The organism is Enterobacter cloacae complex sp. IR5441 (genome assembly GCF_049238215.1).
Classification (GTDB): domain Bacteria; phylum Pseudomonadota; class Gammaproteobacteria; order Enterobacterales; family Enterobacteriaceae; genus Enterobacter; species Enterobacter hormaechei_C.
The window spans coordinates 20,665-40,847 of record NZ_JBMKIA010000025.1 but is presented as its reverse complement, the minus strand read 5'-3'; the positions used below and the strand labels follow the sequence as shown (position 1 = coordinate 40,847).

Annotated in this window: 15 protein-coding genes and 3 tRNA genes; 11 read left to right on the top strand and 7 right to left on the bottom strand. The window is 56.6% G+C overall.

The annotated features are described in order from the left end of the window. Window positions 1–8 precede the first annotated feature (8 nt). From frdC to frdA, 3 genes are read right to left on the bottom strand one after another with little or no spacing between them, the layout of a single operon-like run. On the bottom strand, window positions 9–404 hold the full coding sequence (frdC, locus tag ACOTX5_RS20345; RefSeq protein ID WP_045911895.1) for a fumarate reductase subunit FrdC: 396 nt from the start codon (window positions 402–404) through the stop codon (window positions 9–11). Window positions 405–414: 10 nt separating this feature from the next. Next, on the bottom strand, window positions 415–1,149 hold the full coding sequence (gene frdB / locus ACOTX5_RS20340) for a fumarate reductase iron-sulfur protein (RefSeq protein ID WP_006810403.1): 735 nt from the start codon (window positions 1,147–1,149) through the stop codon (window positions 415–417). Continuing rightward, window positions 1,142–2,932, bottom strand: coding sequence for a fumarate reductase (quinol) flavoprotein subunit (gene frdA, locus ACOTX5_RS20335; RefSeq protein ID WP_032652278.1), 1,791 nt, complete (start codon window positions 2,930–2,932; stop codon window positions 1,142–1,144). The genes frdB and frdA overlap by 8 nt, the downstream gene beginning before the upstream one ends. 310 nt (window positions 2,933–3,242) lie before the next feature. Here frdA and epmA point away from each other — a divergent pair, with 310 nt between their 5' ends. Together epmA and yjeM are read left to right on the top strand one after the other, a co-directional pair. Continuing rightward, entirely contained in the window at window positions 3,243–4,220 is a 978-nt protein-coding gene (epmA, locus tag ACOTX5_RS20330) for an elongation factor P--(R)-beta-lysine ligase (protein WP_015572459.1), read from the top strand. A 177-nt stretch (window positions 4,221–4,397) separates the two neighbouring features. Then, window positions 4,398–5,897 (top strand): glutamate/gamma-aminobutyrate family transporter YjeM, encoded by a 1,500-nt coding sequence (gene yjeM, locus ACOTX5_RS20325; RefSeq protein ID WP_045911894.1) that lies wholly within the window; start codon window positions 4,398–4,400, stop codon window positions 5,895–5,897. Window positions 5,898–5,933: 36 nt separating this feature from the next. On the opposite strand, the gene mscM is transcribed toward yjeM, so the two are convergent. From mscM to rsgA, 3 genes are all read right to left on the bottom strand, one after another. Then, a complete protein-coding gene (gene mscM / locus ACOTX5_RS20320) occupies window positions 5,934–9,257 on the bottom strand; it encodes a miniconductance mechanosensitive channel MscM (protein WP_017383961.1) in 3,324 nt (1,107 codons plus the stop codon). Window positions 9,258–9,276: 19 nt separating this feature from the next. Beyond that, complete coding sequence (gene asd, locus ACOTX5_RS20315) at window positions 9,277–10,245, bottom strand: archaetidylserine decarboxylase (RefSeq protein ID WP_045911899.1); 969 nt, start codon at window positions 10,243–10,245, stop codon at window positions 9,277–9,279. A gap of 97 nt (window positions 10,246–10,342) precedes the next feature. Then, the gene (gene rsgA, locus ACOTX5_RS20310; protein WP_045911893.1) at window positions 10,343–11,395 is read right to left on the bottom strand and encodes a small ribosomal subunit biogenesis GTPase RsgA; all 1,053 of its coding nucleotides are present in this window, start codon (window positions 11,393–11,395) and stop codon (window positions 10,343–10,345) included. A 107-nt stretch (window positions 11,396–11,502) separates the two neighbouring features. On the opposite strand from rsgA, the gene orn reads away from it, so the two are divergent. From orn to ACOTX5_RS20290, 4 genes are all read left to right on the top strand, one after another. Further along, entirely contained in the window at window positions 11,503–12,048 is a 546-nt protein-coding gene (gene orn, locus ACOTX5_RS20305) for an oligoribonuclease (RefSeq protein ID WP_045911892.1), read from the top strand. Window positions 12,049–12,244: 196 nt separating this feature from the next. Next, window positions 12,245–12,320 (top strand) — tRNA-Gly (locus tag ACOTX5_RS20300). Between the two features lie 45 nt (window positions 12,321–12,365). After that, a tRNA-Gly gene (locus tag ACOTX5_RS20295) sits at window positions 12,366–12,441 on the top strand. Between the two features lie 45 nt (window positions 12,442–12,486). Further along, window positions 12,487–12,562, top strand: a tRNA-Gly gene (locus ACOTX5_RS20290). Window positions 12,563–12,832: 270 nt separating this feature from the next. On the opposite strand, the gene queG is transcribed toward ACOTX5_RS20290, so the two are convergent. Next, window positions 12,833–13,972 (bottom strand): tRNA epoxyqueuosine(34) reductase QueG, encoded by a 1,140-nt coding sequence (queG, locus tag ACOTX5_RS20285; protein ID WP_045911351.1) that lies wholly within the window; start codon window positions 13,970–13,972, stop codon window positions 12,833–12,835. Between queG and nnr the strand changes: the two genes are divergently transcribed. The 5 genes from nnr to miaA are packed head-to-tail and all read left to right on the top strand — an operon-like array spanning window position 13,971 to window position 20,099. Then, the gene (nnr, locus tag ACOTX5_RS20280; RefSeq protein WP_045350213.1) at window positions 13,971–15,494 is read left to right on the top strand and encodes a bifunctional ADP-dependent NAD(P)H-hydrate dehydratase/NAD(P)H-hydrate epimerase; all 1,524 of its coding nucleotides are present in this window, start codon (window positions 13,971–13,973) and stop codon (window positions 15,492–15,494) included. The genes queG and nnr overlap by 2 nt on opposite strands. Further along, entirely contained in the window at window positions 15,487–15,948 is a 462-nt protein-coding gene (gene tsaE, locus ACOTX5_RS20275; protein WP_003855970.1) for a tRNA (adenosine(37)-N6)-threonylcarbamoyltransferase complex ATPase subunit type 1 TsaE, read from the top strand. The genes nnr and tsaE overlap by 8 nt, the downstream gene beginning before the upstream one ends. A gap of 16 nt (window positions 15,949–15,964) precedes the next feature. Then, entirely contained in the window at window positions 15,965–17,302 is a 1,338-nt protein-coding gene (gene amiB / locus ACOTX5_RS20270; RefSeq protein WP_015572465.1) for an N-acetylmuramoyl-L-alanine amidase AmiB, read from the top strand. A 9-nt stretch (window positions 17,303–17,311) separates the two neighbouring features. Next, window positions 17,312–19,156, top strand: a complete 1,845-nt coding sequence (gene mutL, locus ACOTX5_RS20265; RefSeq protein WP_045357335.1) for a DNA mismatch repair endonuclease MutL — start codon at window positions 17,312–17,314, stop codon at window positions 19,154–19,156. Further along, window positions 19,149–20,099, top strand: coding sequence for a tRNA (adenosine(37)-N6)-dimethylallyltransferase MiaA (miaA, locus tag ACOTX5_RS20260; RefSeq protein ID WP_017694676.1), 951 nt, complete (start codon window positions 19,149–19,151; stop codon window positions 20,097–20,099). The genes mutL and miaA overlap by 8 nt, the downstream gene beginning before the upstream one ends. Window positions 20,100–20,183: the final 84 nt, after the last annotated feature.

Below are 20,183 nucleotides of genomic sequence, written 5' to 3'. Positions count from 1 at the left end.
TAGTCTCCTTACCAGAACAGTGCGACAAACAGAATGACCACAGAGACAACTGCCGTCACTGCCCAGAGCCCTTTAATGACCGGCTCTGGCCCCATTTTTTCGCCTTTTACAATGATGTTCGCTGCTTTTGGCGCCAGTTCAAACCAGGTTTTGGTATGAAGCAGCGCGGCGGCGAGCACAATCAGGTTCAGCACAACGATGATTGGGTTTTGCAGGAAGCCCACAAAACTGGCCCAGGCTTCCGGGCCGTGCTTGAGGGCATAAACCCCGTACAGCAGTTCGAGGCTGAACCAGACCGCGGGAACAGCCGTGCCTTCACGCAGCATATAGAAGCGATAAAACGGCAGTTTTTTCCACCAGGTGGACGGCATTGGTCGCATGTAGGCTTTGCGTTTAGTCGTCATCATGCACTCCTTAGCGTGGTTTCAGGGTAGCGATAAGAAAGTCTTTCGAGCTTTCCACCTTTCCCTGCTGAATGGCGGCGGCCGGGTCGACATGCTTCGGACAGACTTCGGAGCAGTAACCGACAAACGTGCAGGTCCAGACCCCGTTCTGGCTGTTCAACTGGGCCATACGTTCTTTTTTGCCGTGGTCCCGGCTGTCTTCGTTATAACGGTGCGCCAGGGTAATGGCGGCCGGGCCGATAAACTCAGGGTTCAGGCCAAACTGCGGACAGGCGGCGTAGCACAGGCCGCAGTTGATGCAGCCGGAGAACTGATGGTATTTCGCCATCTGCGCGGGCGTCTGGGTGTTTGGCCCCTGATCCGGCGTGCGCGGGTTGCCGATGATGTACGGCTTAATCGCTTCGAGGCTTTCGATAAAGTGGGTCATGTCGACCACCAGATCGCGCTCAATCGGGAAGTTGCCCAGCGCTTCAACCTTGATACCTTTGGTGTAATCACGCAGGAAGGTTTTACACGCCAGCTTTGGCACCTTGTTGACCATCATGCCGCAGGAGCCGCAAATTGCCATGCGGCAGGACCAGCGGTAGCTCAGGTCTGGGGCCAGGTTATCTTTGATATAGCCGAGCGCATCCAGCAGGGAGGTTTGCTCGTCGTAAGGGACTTCATAGAAAGCGCTGTGCGGCGCGGCGTCCACTTCCGGATTGTAGCGCACCACTTCAATTTTCAGTTTTTGCATCTCAGCCATTCGCCTTCTCCTTCTTATCGGCGGCTTCTGCTTCTGCACCGTACACGCGTTTCGCCGGTGGCAGCGTGGTGATTTTCACGTCGCTGTAGTCCAGTCGCGTAGTGCCATCCGCATCGCGCCAGGCGAGAGTGTGTTTAAGGAAATTGACGTCGTCACGTTCGGTGCAGCCCTCATCCAGGCGCTGGTGCGCGCCGCGGGACTCTTTACGCGCCAGGGCGGAATGGGCCATACATTCTGCGACGTTCAGGCCGTGGCCCAGTTCAATGGTATAAAGCAGATCGGTATTGAAGACGCTGGAGGTGTCGGTGATGCGCACGCGTTTGAAGCGCTCCTGCAACTCAGCCAGCTTGTCGACGGTTTTCTGCATCAGCTCTGGCGTACGGTAGATCCCGCAGCCTTCTTCCATCGACAGCCCCATTTCGTCGCGGATCTTCGACCAGTTTTCGTTACCTTCCTGGTTCACCAGGTCTTTCAGGCGTTTTTCGACGTCTGCAACCTGCGCATCCAGCGCCGCGCTGTTAGCTTCACCTGCCGTTGCGGCACGCTCCATCGCACGTTCGCCCGCCATGCGACCAAAGACCACCAGCTCAGCCAGCGAGTTCGAGCCCAGACGGTTTGCGCCGTGCAGACCGACGGAGGAACACTCGCCCACCGCAAACAGCCCTTCGATGCGGGTTTCGCACTGCTGGTCGGTTTCGATACCGCCCATGGTGTAGTGCGCGGTTGGACGCACCGGGATCGGCTCTTTCACCGGATCGACGCCCACATAGGCTTTCGCCAGCTCGCAGATAAACGGCAGACGCTCCAGCAGTTTCTTCTCGCCGAGATGACGCAGGTCGAGATGCACCACGTCGCCGCGCGGCGTTGAGATGGTGTTGCCTTTGCGCCACTCGTGCCAGAAAGCCTGAGAAACTTTGTCGCGTGGGCCGAGTTCCATGTATTTGTTTTTCGGCTCGCCAAGCGGGGTTTCCGGACCCATGCCGTAATCCTGCAAATAGCGATAGCCGTTTTTGTTGACCAGAATACCGCCTTCACCGCGGCAGCCTTCCGTCATCAGTATGCCGGAGCCCGGCAGGCCGGTTGGGTGATACTGGACGAACTCCATATCACGCAGCGGGACGCCGTGGCTGAGTGCCATGCCCATACCGTCACCGGTGACGATGCCGCCGTTGGTGTTGTAGCGGTATACGCGACCCGCACCGCCCGTTGCCATCACCACCGCCTTAGCGCGGATCTGGACAAGCGTGCCTTCCATCATGTTCATCGCCACCAGTCCGCGCGCATGACCGTCGTCGACCAGAATGTCGAGAACGAAATGTTCGTCAAAGCGCTGGATTTGTGGGAACTGGAGGGAGGTCTGGAACAGGGTGTGCAGCATGTGGAAGCCGGTCTTATCGGCGGCAAACCAGGTGCGTTCGATCTTCATGCCACCGAAGCGGCGGACGTTGACGCTCCCGTCCGGACGGCGGCTCCACGGGCATCCCCACTGTTCCAGCTGGGTCATTTCCGTTGGGCAATGGTGCACGAAGTAATCAACGACATCCTGTTCGCAAAGCCAGTCGCCCCCTGCAACCGTGTCGTGGAAATGGTATTCGAAGCTGTCATGATCCTGCGCGACGGCGGCGGATCCTCCTTCTGCGGCTACCGTGTGGCTGCGCATCGGATAGACTTTTGAAATCAATGCGATTTTAGCGTTCGGATTGGCTTGTGCCGCAGCAATTGCAGCGCGTAATCCAGCCCCGCCAGCGCCTATTACGGCAAGATCGGCTTGAAAAGTTTGCACGACATTCCTCCAGATTTTTGTTTTCCCGCAACGGGATGAACTAAAGGACGTTCACCTGCCCGAACGGGCGATTGCGGAAGCGATTCCACTGCTCCTTTATGGGTAAAACAGTATAACCGCGTAGAAGTGAGGGAAATTTGACGTGTTCGATTTTTTTGCTGTTCTGTGCGGTGATTTATCATCGTGATTAATGAATGGCGTCACAGTATTTCTCTGTGCAATGAAAAAGGACTTTTACTGTGCAAAATTTGTCTCTGCCCCGGCTTACGAGTAGACTTCGTGCCCTTGTCTGAAAACGGAGAAATAACTCATGAGCGAAACGGCCACCTGGCAGCCGAGCGCATCCATTCCAAACCTGCTAAAGCGCGCAGCAATTATGGCGGAGATCCGCCGTTTCTTTGCCGATCGCGGCGTCCTGGAGGTGGAAACGCCGTGCATGAGTCAGGCGACGGTCACGGATATTCATCTGGTCCCGTTTGAAACCCGTTTTGTTGGCCCAGGCCACTCTCAGGGCATGAATCTGTATCTGATGACCAGCCCGGAATACCATATGAAGCGTCTGCTGGCGGCCGGGTGTGGTCCGGTCTATCAGCTGTGCCGTAGCTTCCGTAATGAAGAGATGGGCCGACACCATAATCCGGAATTCACCATGCTGGAGTGGTACCGCCCGCACTACGACATGTATCGTCTGATGAACGAAGTTGACGATCTGCTGCAACAGGTGCTGGATTGCGCGGAAGCTGAAACGCTCTCCTATCAGCAGGCCTTCCAGCGCCATCTGGAAATCGATCCGCTGTCGGCTGATAAAACACAGCTGCGTGAAGTGGCGGCAAAACTGGATCTGAGCAACGTGGCGGATAACGAAGAGGATCGCGACACGCTGCTGCAACTGCTGTTCACCTTTGGTGTTGAACCGCAGATTGGCAAAGATCGTCCGACGTTTGTCTATCACTTCCCGGCCAGCCAGGCCTCACTGGCGCAGATCAGCACCGAAGATCACCGCGTGGCGGAGCGTTTTGAGGTGTATTTCAAAGGCATCGAGCTGGCGAACGGTTTCCACGAGCTGACCGACGCGCGCGAACAGCAGCAGCGTTTCGAGCAGGATAACCGCAAGCGCAACGCGCGCGGTCTGCCGCAGCAGCCGATTGATACTCATCTGCTGGAAGCGCTTAAAGCCGGTCTGCCGGACTGCTCCGGCGTGGCGCTGGGTGTGGATCGTCTGGTCATGCTGGCGCTGGGTGCCGAGCACCTGGGCGATGTGATTGCCTTTACGGTCGATCGCGCCTGAAAAAATGCCGGGTGGCGCTGCGCTTACCCGGCCTACTCGATCATTTAACTCTGCCACATTAAAAACTGCTCATTTCTCTCTATACGGGTCTTTTTCTTAATTTGACTCGGATAGCCACATTGTTTGTCTGGTCATCTGCTACCATCCGCGCAGTTTAATTCCGTTTCGGATGGTTATATGTCTCACTCACTCAAAAAAATGACCCTTACCGGGCTCATTCTGATGATTTTTACGTCAGTCTTTGGCTTTGCCAATAGCCCGTCCGCGTTTTATCTGATGGGCTACAGCGCGACGCCGTTTTATATCGTTTCCGCTCTGTTCTTCTTTATCCCGTTTGCGCTGATGATGGCGGAGATGGGCTCGGCGTACCGGAAAGAAGAGGGCGGCATCTATTCGTGGATGAACAACAGCGTCGGTCCGCGTTACGCATTTATCGGTACGTTCATGTGGTTTTCATCCTACGTCGTCTGGATGGTCAGCACGGCGGCCAAGGTTTGGGTGCCGTTCTCAACGTTTCTCTTCGGTGCGGATAAAACGCAGGTCTGGTCTCTGGCGGGGCTGAGCTCCACGCAGGTGGTCGGTATTCTGGCAGTGTGCTGGATGGTGGTGGTCACCCTGGTGGCCTCGAAAGGCATCAACAAAATTGCCCGTATCACTGCCGTTGGCGGTATTTCCGTGATGTGCCTGAACCTGGTGCTGCTGCTGGTCAGCATCGCCATTCTGTGCCTGAACGGCGGGCATTTCGCACAGGAAGTCAACTTCGTTTCATCGCCTAATCCGGGTTACCAGTCCGGGCTGGCCATGCTCTCCTTTGTGGTGTTTGCCATCTTTGCTTACGGTGGAATTGAAGCCGTGGGCGGGCTGGTCGACAAAACCGAAAATCCGGAAAAGAACTTCGCCAAAGGTATTATCTTTGCCGCCATCGTCATTTCCATTGGCTACTCACTGGCGATTTTCCTCTGGGGCGTCAGCACCAACTGGCAGCAGGTGTTGAGCAATAACACCACCAACCTCGGCAACATTACCTACGTGCTGATGAAAAGCCTGGGGATGACGCTGGGCAACGCCATGGATCTCGCGCCGGAAACGTCGGCCACCCTGGGGATCTGGTTTGCGCGGATTACCGGTTTGTCGATGTTCCTCGCCTATACTGGCGCGTTCTTCACGCTGATCTACTCGCCGCTGAAAGCGATTATTCAGGGGACGCCAAAGGCGCTGTGGCCCGCACGTTTGACGCAGCTGAACGCTGCCGGTATGCCTGCCAACGCGATGTGGATGCAGTGCCTGCTGGTGTGCGTGTTCATTCTGCTGGTGTCTTTTGGCGGTGATACCGCGTCGGCGTTCTATAACAAGCTGACCCTGATGGCGAACGTATCGATGACGCTTCCGTATCTGTTCCTGACCCTGGCGTTCCCGTTCTTTAAGGCGAAGCGGGATCTGGAGCGGCCGTTTGTGATCTTCAAAACCCGCGCGGCGACGCTGCTGGCGACCACTGTTGTGGTGCTGGTCGTCGCGTTCGCCAACATCTTTACCGTCATTCAGCCCGTGGTTGAGGCAAATGACTGGAACAGCACGCTGTGGATGGTTGGCGGACCGATCTTCTTCTCGCTGCTGGCAATGGGGATTTATGAGCATTACCGTCGTCGCTCGACGGCCTGTGTAGCAGAAGTGGCGTAAAGGATTGACCCCCTCCCGACGGGGAGGGGGAAAGGATTACAAACTTCCCGCCGGGCGCGTACGCGCCGCTGATGTCAACGTTCTTCCCGTCTTACGTCCGTCCAGCGTTTCCAGACGCATCTGGAACGGTGGGAACGGCATATCAATACCGTGCTCGCGGAAGCCAGCCAGAATCAACTGGTGGATCTCATGGCGCAGCGGCATACGGTGTCCCATCTCGGCGGCGTAGATACGCAGCTCGAAAATCTGGATCCCCTGCTGCAAATCAACCAGGAACACTTCCGGCGGCGGGTTGTCGATTACCAGCGAACAGCGTTCAGCAGCCGTATAGAGGATCTGCGTCACCTCTTCGCTGTTGGCATCCGACGGAGCGGGTACGGTCAGCACCACACGCGTGACGGAGTCGGACAGCGACCAGTTGATAAACTGCTCGGTGATAAACGCCTTGTTCGGGACGATGATCTCTTTACGGTCCCAGTCGCTGATGGTGGTGGCGCGGGTGTTGATCCTGGTGACGCTGCCGGTGAGATCGCGGATGGTCACCGTATCGCCAATTCGAATCGGCTTTTCAAACAGAATGATCAGACCAGAGACGAAGTTGGCAAAAATCTCCTGTAAACCAAAACCCAGGCCTACGGTCAGGGCGGCAACCAGCCATTGCAGTTTTGACCATTCGATACCAATCATCGAGAAGCCAACCAGCCCACCAAACAGCATGATTAAATACTTGGTGATGGTGGTGATCGCATAGCCTGTGCCGGGGGTTAAATCCAGATGCTGCAACAGCGCCAGCTCCAGCAGGGCAGGGAAGTTACGGATCAGCTGCGTGGTGATGATCAGCACCAGAATCGCAATCAGCACGGCCCCTAAGGTGATGGGCTCCAGACTTTCGACCCCCTGCACCGTGGACGTCACATCCCATAAAGAGATGTTCTCCAGGAAGCCAAACGCGGAGTGGATTTCCGACCACAGGAAGATCACCGACAGCAGGGCAACCAGCATCAGAATTGAGCGTACCAGCCGCAGGGACTGGGTACTGATCGCATCCAGATCCAGTTCGACGTCATCGGCGTCTGTGGTCCCTTCGGTGCTGTTGACGTGGTTCGGCTCTTCTTCACCCCGCGCGCGCTGGGCCAGAATTTCTGCGCGACGGTGTTTGGCACGGTCAAACGCCAGACGACGACGCTGGATCAGCATGCCGCGGCGAATAACATGGTAGACCACCAGCAGCAGGAACCAGATAGCCACCGACGTTTCCAGTCGGGCGAGCAGCGCCTGCGACGTGGCGAGATAACCGACCGCTGCCGCCAGCATCGCCGCCAGCGGCGCGCTGAGCAGCAGGTTCCACAGCAGACGGTTAAACATGTTATCGCCACTGCCGGTCTTGTCGAGATAGAGCGGGATCCCGGCGCGTTTCAGGCTGAGCGTCACTACCGCTAACGCCCCGCAGATCAGCATAAAGCACAGCCGTCCCAGCGAGCCGGAGAACTCCCGGTCATTGAGATTATCGAACATGATCAACGCCATAATCAGCGGCACAATCAGCCCGATACTCATCAGGTAGTAACGCATCGCCCGCGCAACGCGATTACGCGGCCAGCCAAAGTGAGCGATGAACAGACCATTTGGCCGCGCAAACGTGGCGCAAATCATCACCACCCACAGCAGCGGAACGGTGGCGGTCACGCCATCGCCAATCGCGACGGCAAGCGGGTAGGGCCAGGCTTCACGCAGGCCGTATCCGAGCGTCATCCACAGCACCGGCAGCGGAGACGCGACCAGAATTGACCAGAACACCGTACGCAACGTCAGCCAGAAGTGATCCTGGGTTACTTTTCCCACTCGGGCGCTGGAGCGCTCAAGGAAACGGGTAAAGTGACGACGGGAATAAATACTGAAGCCCACCAGAATCAGCGCCCCCAGCAGCGGGAAGATGGTCTCCTTGCTGGTTATCATCATTACGCTGGCGAGGCCCAGCTGGCTGAAGGTGTCCAATGAAATGAGGCGGCGCAGATCCTGCACAATCTCAATCGGCCAGGCGAAGGTCATCGGCCGCACGTCGGACGTCCAGAAAAGGTAACGGTGCGTGGCTTCGTTGACCTCTTTCAGCGCATCCTCCAGCTGGCTATTCGAGACTTTCAGCTTAGTCAGCTCAAGGATCAGCGTATCGCCTCCCTGCAACAGGGAATTGAGCAGTTCGCGTTGGGTGCGCAGCTGCGCTTCCAGAATACGACTTTGCTCGCCGGTGAGCGGCTGTCCGTCAGCCTGACGGATCTGGCGGATTTGCGGCTGCTTGTTGAGGAGATCCTCATAATGAAGACGCTGAACGCGCAGCTGCGCCATCTCCGTATCAAGCTGCTGCGGTTTTGGCATCTCTGGCAGACGAGCCACTTGGGCGCGTAACGCTTCGCCCAACAGGTTAGACGAGCCAAGCCACTGGGACTGTTCACGCAGCGTGTTGAGCGCCTGACGAACCTGGAGGGTTTGATTGGTGGCCTGACGCTGCTGCGAGGCCACCAAATCCATGCGCTGCGCCTGCTGATTCAGCGCGGCAGAAAGCTCGCGGTTAACCTTAAACTGGGCGACGATGCTGTCGGGCAGGTTAGCACTGTTTTCGGCCAGTAACTCGGTGCTTTCCAGCGCACGTTCAGCTTCACGCTGACGCTGGCTGTTGAGTTGATTTCTCAGCGCCTGGAGATACGCATCCAGCTGCTGGCTCTGCTTCTGCGCCAGCTCGGAACGCATCCGCGACAGCTCCTGGCGGTTGTTAGCGGAAAGCTGCGCCAGCTCCAGTTCATCAACCAGCGCTTTTAGTCTGGCGGATTCCGCCTGCAACCCAAGATTTTGCGCCTGATTCTGCGGTGTGCTGCCTGTCTGCGTCCCGATGCGGCGTTCCACCTCATTTAACTGACGGCGGGCATCGGTTTGCTGCTGTGGAAGCTGACTGAGGGAATCGGCAATTTCACGCGCCCGTTCCTGCTCCTGCTGCGCCAGCCGGCTTTTTTCCAGCAGTTGGCTGCTGACTTGCAGGATCTCCTGATTCAGCGCCTCGGACGTCATCCCCGCGGGGACCTGGCGTGGTTCATCGCGCAGGTTGTTTAGCTGCGAGCGCAGGGTCTGAGAGAGTTTGGGGAAGTTGTCGATAACCTGCTGATACTGCTGCGCGCGCTCAAGGGAACCCTTTCGTTCCTCAAGCGCGTTCAGTGCAGACTGGAGTGACTCAACGGTCTCCGGCTGAGCGGGTTTCGCCGCTTTTGCCTGCTCCAGCTCCTGGGTTATCTGTTTGGCGTCGGGGGCCGTCGCTGCGTACGCCCCCATGCTGAGGCACCAGGCCATCAGTAATACGATAATCGGGCGCACGTCAGCGATCCTTCTGTTGTTAGCCTTCGTCTTTTTTGTCGTCAACCAGCGGGCTGGCGTCGTGCTCGGCTTTGATCTCTTCTTCCGTCAACGGGGCAGGCGCAACCTCTGGCGCCACAAAGACCTCCGTCGATACTGCCAGAGGCTGGCCGAGTTTGGTCACGGACAGGCTTTCCAGCTCGTCGACCAGGTTAACTTTGCCCGGTGCGAACAGGTTGATGACCGTTGAGCCCAGCTTGAAGCGGCCCATTTCCTGACCTTTCAGCAGGGCCACAGAACCTTCTTCTTCGCCGGCAGGCCAGGTCCAGCGCTTGATCACGCCTTCGCGCGGCGGCGTAATGGTGCCCGCCCAGACGGTTTCGATGCTGCCTACAATGGTAGCACCCACCAGAATCTGCGCCATTGGGCCAAATTCAGTATCAAACAGGCAGATGACGCGCTCGTTACGGGCAAACAGGTTAGGAACGTTTTGCGCCGTCAGGTGGTTTACGGAGAACAGATCCCCCGGCACGTAGATCATCTCGCGCAGAATACCATTACACGGCATATGCACGCGGTGGTAGTCGCGTGGGGAGAGATAGGTGGTCGCGAAAGTCCCGTTACGGAACAGATCGGCCATTATGTAGTTACCGGCCAGCAGCGCTTCCAGGCTGTAGTTATGGCCTTTCGCCTGCAAAATTTTGTCGTCTTCAATTTTACCCAGCTGGCTGATCACGCCGTCCGCTGGCATCACCAGCACGTTCGGGTCGGTATTCAGCGGGCGCACTTCGTCGCGCAGCGGACGCACAAAAAATTCGTTGAAGGTGCGGTAGCTTGCCGTATCCGGCTTCTGCGCTTCTTTCATGTCGACCTTGTAGTATTTCACGAACAGGTCGATGACCAGTTTGGTCAGCCAGCCCGCTCGTTTGCTCGCGCCCCAGCCCGCCAGGCGAGTGAGCCACAGTTTCGGCAGAATGTATTGAAGCGAAAGTTTAAATGAGTTTAACAAGGTAGCCTCCAGGCCATTGTTTTGTCGTTCCTGATCCGGCATTACGCTGCCGGAACCTGAAAAAAGGGGACGATTTTAGCGACGCTTAGCTTAGTTGTCAGTTATCAGAATCAGAAAAGTTTTTACGCGTTTTTACCTGGTCCATGCTTTCGAGAATACGGTGGTAATTTTCGAAACGGGTTTCCGCAATTTCTCCATTCTCTACCGCTTCGCGGATAGCGCAGCCCGGATCGTTGTCATGTTTACAGTCGCGGTATTTGCAAGCGCCTAAATAGTCATGGAATTCGACAAATCCGTTAAAGATTTGTTCCGGCTCGAGGTGCCAGAGACCAAATTCACGCACGCCCGGGGAGTCAATCACATCGCCGCCGTGCGGGAAGTGATAGAGACGTGAGGCGGTGGTGGTGTGCTGACCCAGGCCCGAGACGTCAGACACATCGTTGGTCAGGATCTCCTGCTGAAGGCCGAGCAGGTTGTTAAGCAGGCTCGATTTACCTACGCCGGACTGCCCCGCAAAGATGCTGATGCGGTCGGTCAGCGCATCTTCTAACGGCTTCAGGCCATCTTTGGTGCGGCTGGAAACCATCAACACGCGATAGCCAATGTTGCGGTAAATATCCATCTGCTCATTTACAAAGGTCATGGCCTCGTCATCCAGCAGATCGATTTTATTCAGCACGATGAGCGGCTCAACCTGTAGCGTTTCGCAGGCCACCAGATAACGGTCAATAATATTGAGCGAAAGCTCAGGCAAAATCGCTGAAACGATCACTATCTGGTTGATGTTGGCGGCAATAGGCTTCACGCCGTCGTAGAAATCCGGACGGGTCAGAACCGACGTGCGTTCATGCACGGCTTCAACGATACCTTTAACCGTTACCCCTTCCGCCGCCTCTTTGCCTGGACGCCAGACCACGCGGTCACCGGTCACCAGGGAACGGATGGTGCGACGGATATTGCAACGGTGGATATCCCCGTCGGCGGATTCGACATCGGCGTGCATGCCGAAGCGGCTAATCACAACGCCTTCTGTCGCTTCGCCAAACAGGTTGTCGTCGTAATCGGGCTTCTCCGTAGTGGTTTTAAGACGGCGCTGGTGATTTGCATTCACGCGGCGCTGCTGCCCTTTGGAGAGTTTATTTTTACTCAATCGCGCTGGCTCCTGGTCGCCCGTAGCGGGCAAAACCTCTATGATACACTCTAATTAATACTAGTTAACCTGCTACTGCCGGTTATGCGAGAAGGGTGGAAAATAACATGAGCGCGGACGAAAACAACCTGATTTGGATCGATCTGGAGATGACCGGCCTGGATCCCGAGCGCGATCGCATTATTGAGATCGCCACACTGGTCACCGATGCCAATCTCAATATTCTGGCGGAAGGCCCAACGATTGCCGTGCACCAGTCCGATGACCAGCTTGCGCTGATGGATGAGTGGAACGTGCGTACCCATACCGGCAGCGGGCTGGTGGAACGCGTGAAGGCCAGCGCCCTGGGCGACCGCGAAGCGGAGCTGGCGACGCTTGAATTTCTGAAGCAGTGGGTGCCGGCAGGAAAATCGCCTATCTGTGGCAACAGCATTGGTCAGGATCGTCGTTTCCTGTTTAAGTACATGCCGGAGCTGGAGTCCTACTTCCACTACCGCTATCTGGATGTGAGCACCCTGAAAGAGCTGGCCCGCCGATGGAAACCGGAAATTCTCGGCGGCTTCACAAAGCAGGGGACGCACCAGGCGATGGACGACATCCGTGAGTCTGTTGCGGAGCTGGCGTACTATCGCGAAAACTTTATTAAGCTCTGATTTTGCGATCCGGCGCCTTGCGTGGCCGGGTTTTTGTCGCTAAATTGTTCAGCTTGCCGATTAAATAAGCACTTGAACTGAATTTCAAAAAAATCGCTTTGAGGGGGGTTGCAGCTAAACGGATTTCTCGTATAATGCGCCTCCCGTAACGACAGAGAATTACACGTTACGACAGCAACAAAAGCAGTACAGATTTGCGGGAATAGCTCAGTTGGTAGAGCACGACCTTGCCAAGGTCGGGGTCGCGAGTTCGAGTCTCGTTTCCCGCTCCAAAATTTGAAAAGTATCGCAAGATACGCCAGCACCAGAACACCCAAGCGGGAATAGCTCAGTTGGTAGAGCACGACCTTGCCAAGGTCGGGGTCGCGAGTTCGAGTCTCGTTTCCCGCTCCAAAATTTGAAAGTATCGCAAGATACGCATAGCACCAGAACACCCAAGCGGGAATAGCTCAGTTGGTAGAGCACGACCTTGCCAAGGTCGGGGTCGCGAGTTCGAGTCTCGTTTCCCGCTCCAAATTCTTCTTCATCTCCAGATTATCCACAGCGAAGTGCTTCGTTGGGGACGTTTTCTATTATGTCTGAAATACTCTTGTGAACAGAGTTATCCACAGAAACCGTGTTAAAACCAGTCTGTACGAAATGTTAGCAGGGTGAATAATATCTTCGTAATTCCCTGTAATTTATGAAGAAAATTTGATTTCAAAATGTTATTGAGATCACTTGACCTGTTTGCCAGAGCTGATGGCGCCTGAATTCTTATTTTTATTCACAGCCTGTGAATATATCACACATCCCGCGACAGCCCTTTTTCAATCACCCTGACCAGGCGCTGTTTCTTCGGTAACTGCACTTCAACCACACCCGCATTTCGCTTCTCAATTTGCTGCGCAATCGCCCATTCTATGTGCTCATCAAGAAGTGGGTGCTCACCTCTACGGCTTTCGAGCGCCTGAAGATTTGCTTCATCCCACGGGGCATTCCCCAGCGCAACGGCCACATTACGCAGCCAGCGCAGGTGGCCGATACGACGTATGGCGGAACCTTCCGTCACCTTCAGGAACCAGGCTTCGCTCCAGGCGAACAGTTCGATCAACTGCGGGGCATGTAACGTCTTGCGCGGACTGAAGTCTTCTTCGTCCGTCAACTGTGAATAACGGTTCCACGGACAAATCAGCTGACAGTCATCACAGCCGTAGATGCGGTTGCCGATAAGCGGACGAAATTCCTCTGGAATGGCGCCTTCCAGCTCGATAGTGAGATAAGAGATACAGCGGCGCGCATCAACGGTATACGGTTCGACAATAGCGCCCGTTGGGCAGATGGTCATACAGGCCACACAGCGACCACAGCCTTCTTCCACCGGACCGTCTACCGGCAGGGGTAAATCAATCAGCAGTTCACCCAGGAAAAAGAATGAGCCCGCGTCGCGGCTTAAGATAAGTGAGTGCTTACCTGTCCAGCCGAGCCCGGCTTTTTCAGCGATCGGGCGCTCAAGAATAGGCGCAGAATCGACAAAGGGTCTAAAATTCAGCGAAACACAGTGCTGCTGAATGGTTTCCCCGAGCTTTTTTAGACGGTTGCGCAGAAGTTTATGGTAGTCACGTCCCAGAGCGTATCGGCTGACGTAACCCAGCGAAGGATTTTTTAGCGTGCGCGCAAAGGCCGCGTTAGCAGGCAGATAGTTCATGCGTACGCTAATAACGCGCAGCGTACCCGGCAACAGCTCGTGGGGGCGGGCACGCATCATACCGTGACGCGCCATCCACTCCATCTCGCCGTGGTATTGTTTATCCAGCCATGCCTGGAGCTTAGGCTCGCTGGCAGAGAGGTCGGTGTCAGTAATACCGACCTTCTGGAAGCCCAGTTCAGCACCCCACTGTTTTATTTTTTGCGCTAATTCATTGAGATCGAGGGGCTGTGACATGACGGACCATACTGTGAAGAAAAACCCCGCAAGTATACCACATTCCATCTGGCATGCGGATGACCTCCGTCGGGCCGAGAAAGAGGCCGCAGATAGCCTGGGCATTACCCTTTACGAACTGATGCAGCGCGCGGGCGAGGCGGCGTTTAACGTGGCGCGTACGGCTTATCCGGAGGCTTCGCACTATCTGATCCTGTGCGGGCACGGCAATAACGGTGGCGATGGTTATGTGGTGGCTCGTCTTGCGGTGGCGGCGGGGCTGCGCGTCACCCTGCTGGCGCTGGAGAGCGACAAGCCGTTACCGGAAGAAGCGGGCATGGCGAGAGAGGCCTGGCTGAATGCGGGGGGCATTATTCATGCGCCTGATATCGTCTGGCCCGAGGATGTCGACGTGATTGTTGACGGTCTGCTGGGGACGGGACTGATGCGCGCGCCTCGCGATGACGTCGCCGCGCTGATTACGCGCGCTAATGCGCACCCCGCCCCGGTGGTAGCGCTGGATATTCCCTCCGGCCTGATGGCGCAAACCGGCGTGACGCCGGGCGTGTCGATTGAGGCGGCGCGCACCGTGACCTTTATCGCCCTGAAGCCGGGTTTGCTTACCGGTAAAGCGCGGGATGTCGTGGGCACGTTACACCACAACGCCCTGGGGCTGGAAAACTGGCTGGCCGGACAGGATACCCACATCACCCGCTTTGATGCCTCCCTGCTTGCACAGTGGCTGCCGCCGCGCCGTCCCACGTCCCATAAGGGCGACCATGGCCGACTGCTGATTATCGGCGGCGATCGCGGCACGGCAGGTGCGATTCGTATGACCGGAGAGGCCGCGTTGCGCAGCGGCGCCGGATTAATACGCGTGCTGACCCGCAGCGAAAACATCCCGCCCATTATTACCGCGCGGCCGGAGCTGATGGTCCACGAGCTTACCCCGCAGGCGATTGAAGAGGGTCTTGAGTGGGCGGACGTGGTGGTCATTGGTCCGGGTCTGGGTCAGCAGGAGTGGGGTAAACAGGCCCTGCAAAAGGCCGAGAATTTTCGTAAACCGATGCTCTGGGATGCCGACGCGCTTAACCTTCTGGCAATAAACCCGGATAAGCGTCACAATCGCATTCTGACGCCGCACCCCGGCGAAGCCGCACGGCTGCTTAACTGTAGCGTGGCAGAAATTGAAAGCGATCGCTTACTTTCAGCCCAACGTCTGGTAAAACGTTACGGAGGTGTTGCCGTTTTGAAAGGGGCGGGGACCGTTATCGCCAGCGATGGTGCGATGGGCATCGTTGATGCCGGTAATGCAGGCATGGCGAGCGGCGGCATGGGCGATGTGCTCTCTGGCATCATTGGCGCATTGCTCGGACAGAAACTTCCCCTTTATGATGCAGCCTGTGCCGGCTGCGTGGCCCACGGTGCGGCGGCTGACAGGCTGGCTGCTTGTTACGGAACGCGCGGTATGCTGGCCACCGATCTTTTTTGCACGCTGCGGCGTGTTGTTAACCCGGATGTGATTGACGTAGAAAATGACTAATCGAGCGATTCCTTTACCTGATGAACAAGCCACTTTAGATCTCGGCAAGCGCGTGGCGCAGGCCTGTCAGGGGGCGACCGTCATTTATCTGTATGGTGATTTAGGCGCGGGTAAAACAACCTTCAGCCGTGGCTTTTTGCAGGCGTTAGGCCATAACGGGAACGTAAAAAGCCCGACCTATACGCTGGTAGAACCGTACACGCTTGAAAATATCATGGTGTACCACTTTGATTTATATCGTCTTGCGGATCCTGAGGAGCTGGAATTTATGGGGATCCGCGATTACTTTGCCAACGACGCCATCTGCCTGGTGGAGTGGCCGCAACAAGGTGCGGGTGTGCTGCCTGACCCGGATGTCGAAATTCACTTAGATTACCAGGCACAAGGGCGTGAGGCGCGCATCAGTGCGGTTTCCTCATCAGGCTGTTCCTTACTGGCGCGTTTAGCCGGTTGAGCGTAGGGATAACGGGATGATTAATCGCGTTAAAGGTTGGGTGCTGGCTGCCACGGTCCTGCTGTGCGCGCAGGCCGGGGCGGCCAGCCTCTCGGATATTCAGGTGTCGAATGGCGATAGCCAGGCCCGTATTACGTTCAGCTTTATGGGCGATCCTGAATATGCTTTCTCACAAATCGACAGCCGCAGCGTGGCGCTCGATATTAAACAGACCGGGGTGATCCAGGGGCTGCCGCTCCAGTTCAGCGGCAACAATCTGGTGAAAAGTATCCGTTCGGGGACGCCGAAGGATGCGCAGTCTCTGCGTCTGGTGGTCGATCTCACCGAAAAGGGCAAGACGAAGGCGGTTAAGCAGCAAAACGGCGCCAATTATACGGTGGTCTTTACCATTAATGCTGATGTTCCGCCGCCACCGCCTGCACCTGTTGTAGCAAAACGCGTGGAGGCGCCGGTTTATACCCCAAGGCCGTCTGAGCCAGCCCGTAATCCGTTTAAATCACAAAATGACCGACTTACCGCCGTGACCAGCAGCAATACGGTGACGCGTCCGGCGGTCAGCGCGCGGCGAACGCCGGTCAGTGGCGACAAAGTGATTATCGCCATCGACGCCGGACACGGCGGGCAAGATCCTGGCGCGATTGGCCCGGGCGGCACGCGGGAGAAAAACGTCACTATCGCCATTGCCCGTAAGCTGCGTGCGCTTCTGAATGACGATCCGATGTTTAAAGGGGTCATGACCCGCGACGGAGATTACTTTATTTCAGTGATGGGACGCTCGGATGTGGCGCGTAAGCAAAACGCCAACTTCCTGGTGTCGATTCACGCGGATGCTGCGCCGAACCGTAACGCCACCGGCGCGTCGGTATGGGTGCTGTCGAACCGTCGCGCCAACAGTGAAATGGCGAACTGGCTTGAAGAGCACGAGAAGCAGTCTGAACTGTTAGGCGGGGCAGGCGATGTGCTGGCAAACAGCCAGGCCGATCCGTATCTCAGCCAGGCGGTGCTGGATTTACAGTTCGGTCATTCTCAGCGCGTCGGGTATGATGTCGCCACTAACGTACTGAGCCAGCTGCAAAGCATTGGATCGCTGCATAAGCGTCGCCCTGAGCATGCAAGCCTCGGTGTCCTGCGTTCGCCGGATATTCCGTCGATTCTGGTAGAGACGGGCTTTATCAGTAACAACGGCGAAGAGCGCCTGTTGGGCAGCGACAGCTACCAGCAGCAAATTGCCGAAGCGATTTATAACGGTCTGCGTAAATACTTTGACGCGCATCCGCTTCAGTCTGCGCCGCAGGGCGGGGCCGCCCAGACGGCAAGCGCCGCGCTGCCGGGTGAGATGACCGCGACTAATTAAGGAGAGTTCATGCCGATTCAGGTTCTACCGCCGCAGCTCGCGAACCAAATCGCCGCCGGTGAGGTGGTGGAACGCCCTGCGTCGGTGGTGAAGGAACTGGTTGAAAACAGCCTCGATGCAGGGGCGACCCGCATTGATATTGATATCGAACGCGGGGGCGCAAAGCTTATCCGCATTCGTGATAACGGCTGTGGCATCAAAAAGGACGAGCTGGCGCTGGCGCTGGCGCGTCATGCCACCAGTAAAATTGCCTCACTTGACGATCTGGAAGCGATTATCAGCCTGGGTTTTCGCGGCGAAGCGCTGGCCAGTATCAGCTCCGTTTCCCGCTTAACGTTGACCTCCCGCACGGCCGACCAGCAGGAAGCCTGGCAGGCCTACGCCGAAGGGCGTGATATGGACGTCACGGTTAAACCTGCGGCGCACCCGGTAGGCACCACGCTTGAAGTGCTGGATCTCTTCTATAACACGCCCGCCCGGCGCAAGTTTATGCGAACCGAGAAGACCGAATTCGGACATATCGACGAGATCATCCGCCGCATCGCGCTGGCGCGCTTTGATGTCACCCTCAACCTCAGCCATAACGGTAAGGTGATGCGCCAGTACCGCGCAGTGGCGGAGGGTGGACAAAAGGAGCGTCGGTTGGGCGCCATCTGCGGCACACCGTTTCTGGAAAAAGCACTGGCCATTGAGTGGCAGCATGGCGATCTGGCCCTGCGCGGCTGGGTTGCCGATCCGAACGCCAGCAGCGCCGCGTTCGCAGAAATCCAGTATTGCTACGTCAACGGCCGCATGATGCGCGACCGCCTGATTAACCACGCTATTCGACAGGCCTGCGAAGATAAGCTCGGCGCCGATCAACAGCCCGCCTTTGTGCTTTATCTGGAGATCGACCCGCACCAGGTTGACGTTAACGTGCACCCCGCCAAGCACGAGGTGCGTTTCCACCAGTCGCGCCTGGTGCATGATTTCATCTACCAGGGCGTTGCCGCTGTATTGCAGCAGCAGGCAAAGCCAGAGTTGCCGCTGGCAAAAGAAGAGCCCGCGCCGCGCCCACTTCCGGAAAACCGCGTGGCGGCCGGGCGTAACCATTTTGCCGAACCGGCGGTAGCGCGCGAGCCGGCTGCTCCACGTTTATCCCCGGCGGGCAACGCGCCGCGACCAACCGGTGCCAACTATCCCAACGCTCAGCCGGGCTACCACAAACAGCAGGGGGCGCTGTACCGCAAACTGCTGGATACGCCGGCGGTGGAGCATAAAGAGCACATCACGGTTTCAACCCCCTCTCTGGATGGGCATAGCCAGAGTTTTGGTCGGGTATTGACCATTATTGCTCCCGACATGGCGTTGCTTGAACGCGAAGGTAAACTGCTGTTGCTGGCGCTTTCCGTGGCGGAGCGCTGGCTCAAACAGGCGCAGTTAACCCCGGGGGTGAATGCCGCCTGCGCGCAGCCGCTGTTGATCCCCGTTCGCCTGAAAATATCCCCTGAAGAAACAGGGGTTTTGCGGCGCGTACAGACGCAACTGGCCGAAATGGGGATTGAAATCGTACTGGACGCGCAGCATGTGACAATTCGCGCAGTGCCTTTACCCTTACGCCAACAAAATTTACAAAACTTGATTCCTGAACTGATAGGCTACCTGGCGCAGCAAACGACGTTTGATGCCGCCGATACCGCGCAGTGGATCGCCCGCCATCTGGCCAGCGAGCATGCACCGTGGAGTATGGCGCAGGCGATTACCGTTCTGGCGGAGGTGGAGCGCCTCTGTCCACAGCTGGTGAAAGCGCCTCCAGGTGGTTTGTTACAACCTGTTGATTTACAAACGGCGATGACCGCCCTGAAACATGACTGATGTAAGTAAGGCGAGCCTGCCAAAGGCGATTTTTTTAATGGGGCCAACGGCCTCCGGTAAAACGGCGTTAGCCATTGAGTTACGTAAAGTTTTGCCAGTAGAGTTGATTAGCGTTGATTCAGCCCTCATCTACCGAGGGATGGACATCGGCACGGCGAAGCCCAACGCAGACGAACTGCGTGCGGCACCGCACCGTTTACTGGATATTCTCGACCCGGCACAGGCTTACTCCGCGGCAGATTTTCGCCGCGACGCCTTAGCCGAGATGGCCGAGATTACCGCCGCGGGACGCATACCGCTGTTAGTTGGCGGCACGATGCTCTACTTTAAGGCGCTGCTGGAGGGGTTATCGCCTCTGCCATCGGCCGATCCGGAAGTGAGAGCGAAGATTGAGCGGCAGGCGGCAGAGCAGGGGTGGGACGCTTTGCACAGGCAACTGGAAGAGATTGACCCGGTTGCCGCAGCGCGGATCCACCCAAACGATCCGCAAAGGCTTTCCCGGGCACTGGAAGTTTTTTTCATTTCGGGTAAAACTTTAACGGAACTGACGCAAACGTCAGGAGACGCTCTGCCGTATCAGGTGCATCAGTTCGCCATCGCCCCGGCGAGCCGTGAACTGCTCCATCAACGAATTGAGCAGCGTTTTCATCAGATGTTGGCTTCAGATTTTGAAGCAGAAGTGCGGGCGCTTTTTGCCCGTGGAGATTTGCATACGGACATGCCTTCCATTCGTTGTGTGGGATACCGCCAGATGTGGTCGTATCTTGAAGGTGAGATTTCATACGATGAAATGGTTTATCGAGGTGTTTGCGCCACGAGACAGTTAGCGAAGCGCCAGATCACCTGGTTACGCAGTTGGGAGGGGGTTCACTGGTTAGACAGTGAAAAACCACAACAGGCGTTAAACGAAGTGATTGAGGTTATTGGTGATATCGCTGACTGAATGTGTACAATTAAGCCGTATCGTGCGCAATTTTTCAGAATCGCAAGGTTCTAAGTACAAAACAAGCATATAAGGAAAAGATAG

What these genes read in the sequence shown, in the direction of transcription:
- mutL (WP_045357335.1), top strand. Translation starts at nt 17,312, where the DNA reads ATGCCGATTCAGGTTCTACCGCCGCAGCTCGCGAACCAAATCGCCGCC.
- amiB (WP_015572465.1), top strand. Translation starts at nt 15,965, where the DNA reads ATGATTAATCGCGTTAAAGGTTGGGTGCTGGCTGCCACGGTCCTGCTG.
- orn (WP_045911892.1), top strand. Translation starts at nt 11,503, where the DNA reads ATGAGCGCGGACGAAAACAACCTGATTTGGATCGATCTGGAGATGACC.
- queG (WP_045911351.1), bottom strand. Translation starts at nt 13,972, where the DNA reads ATGTCACAGCCCCTCGATCTCAATGAATTAGCGCAAAAAATAAAACAG.
- tsaE (WP_003855970.1), top strand. Translation starts at nt 15,487, where the DNA reads ATGACTAATCGAGCGATTCCTTTACCTGATGAACAAGCCACTTTAGAT.
- epmA (WP_015572459.1), top strand. Translation starts at nt 3,243, where the DNA reads ATGAGCGAAACGGCCACCTGGCAGCCGAGCGCATCCATTCCAAACCTG.
- miaA (WP_017694676.1), top strand. Translation starts at nt 19,149, where the DNA reads ATGACTGATGTAAGTAAGGCGAGCCTGCCAAAGGCGATTTTTTTAATG.
- frdC (WP_045911895.1), bottom strand. Translation starts at nt 404, where the DNA reads ATGACGACTAAACGCAAAGCCTACATGCGACCAATGCCGTCCACCTGG.
- nnr (WP_045350213.1), top strand. Translation starts at nt 13,971, where the DNA reads ATGACGGACCATACTGTGAAGAAAAACCCCGCAAGTATACCACATTCC.
- frdB (WP_006810403.1), bottom strand. Translation starts at nt 1,149, where the DNA reads ATGGCTGAGATGCAAAAACTGAAAATTGAAGTGGTGCGCTACAATCCG.
- yjeM (WP_045911894.1), top strand. Translation starts at nt 4,398, where the DNA reads ATGTCTCACTCACTCAAAAAAATGACCCTTACCGGGCTCATTCTGATG.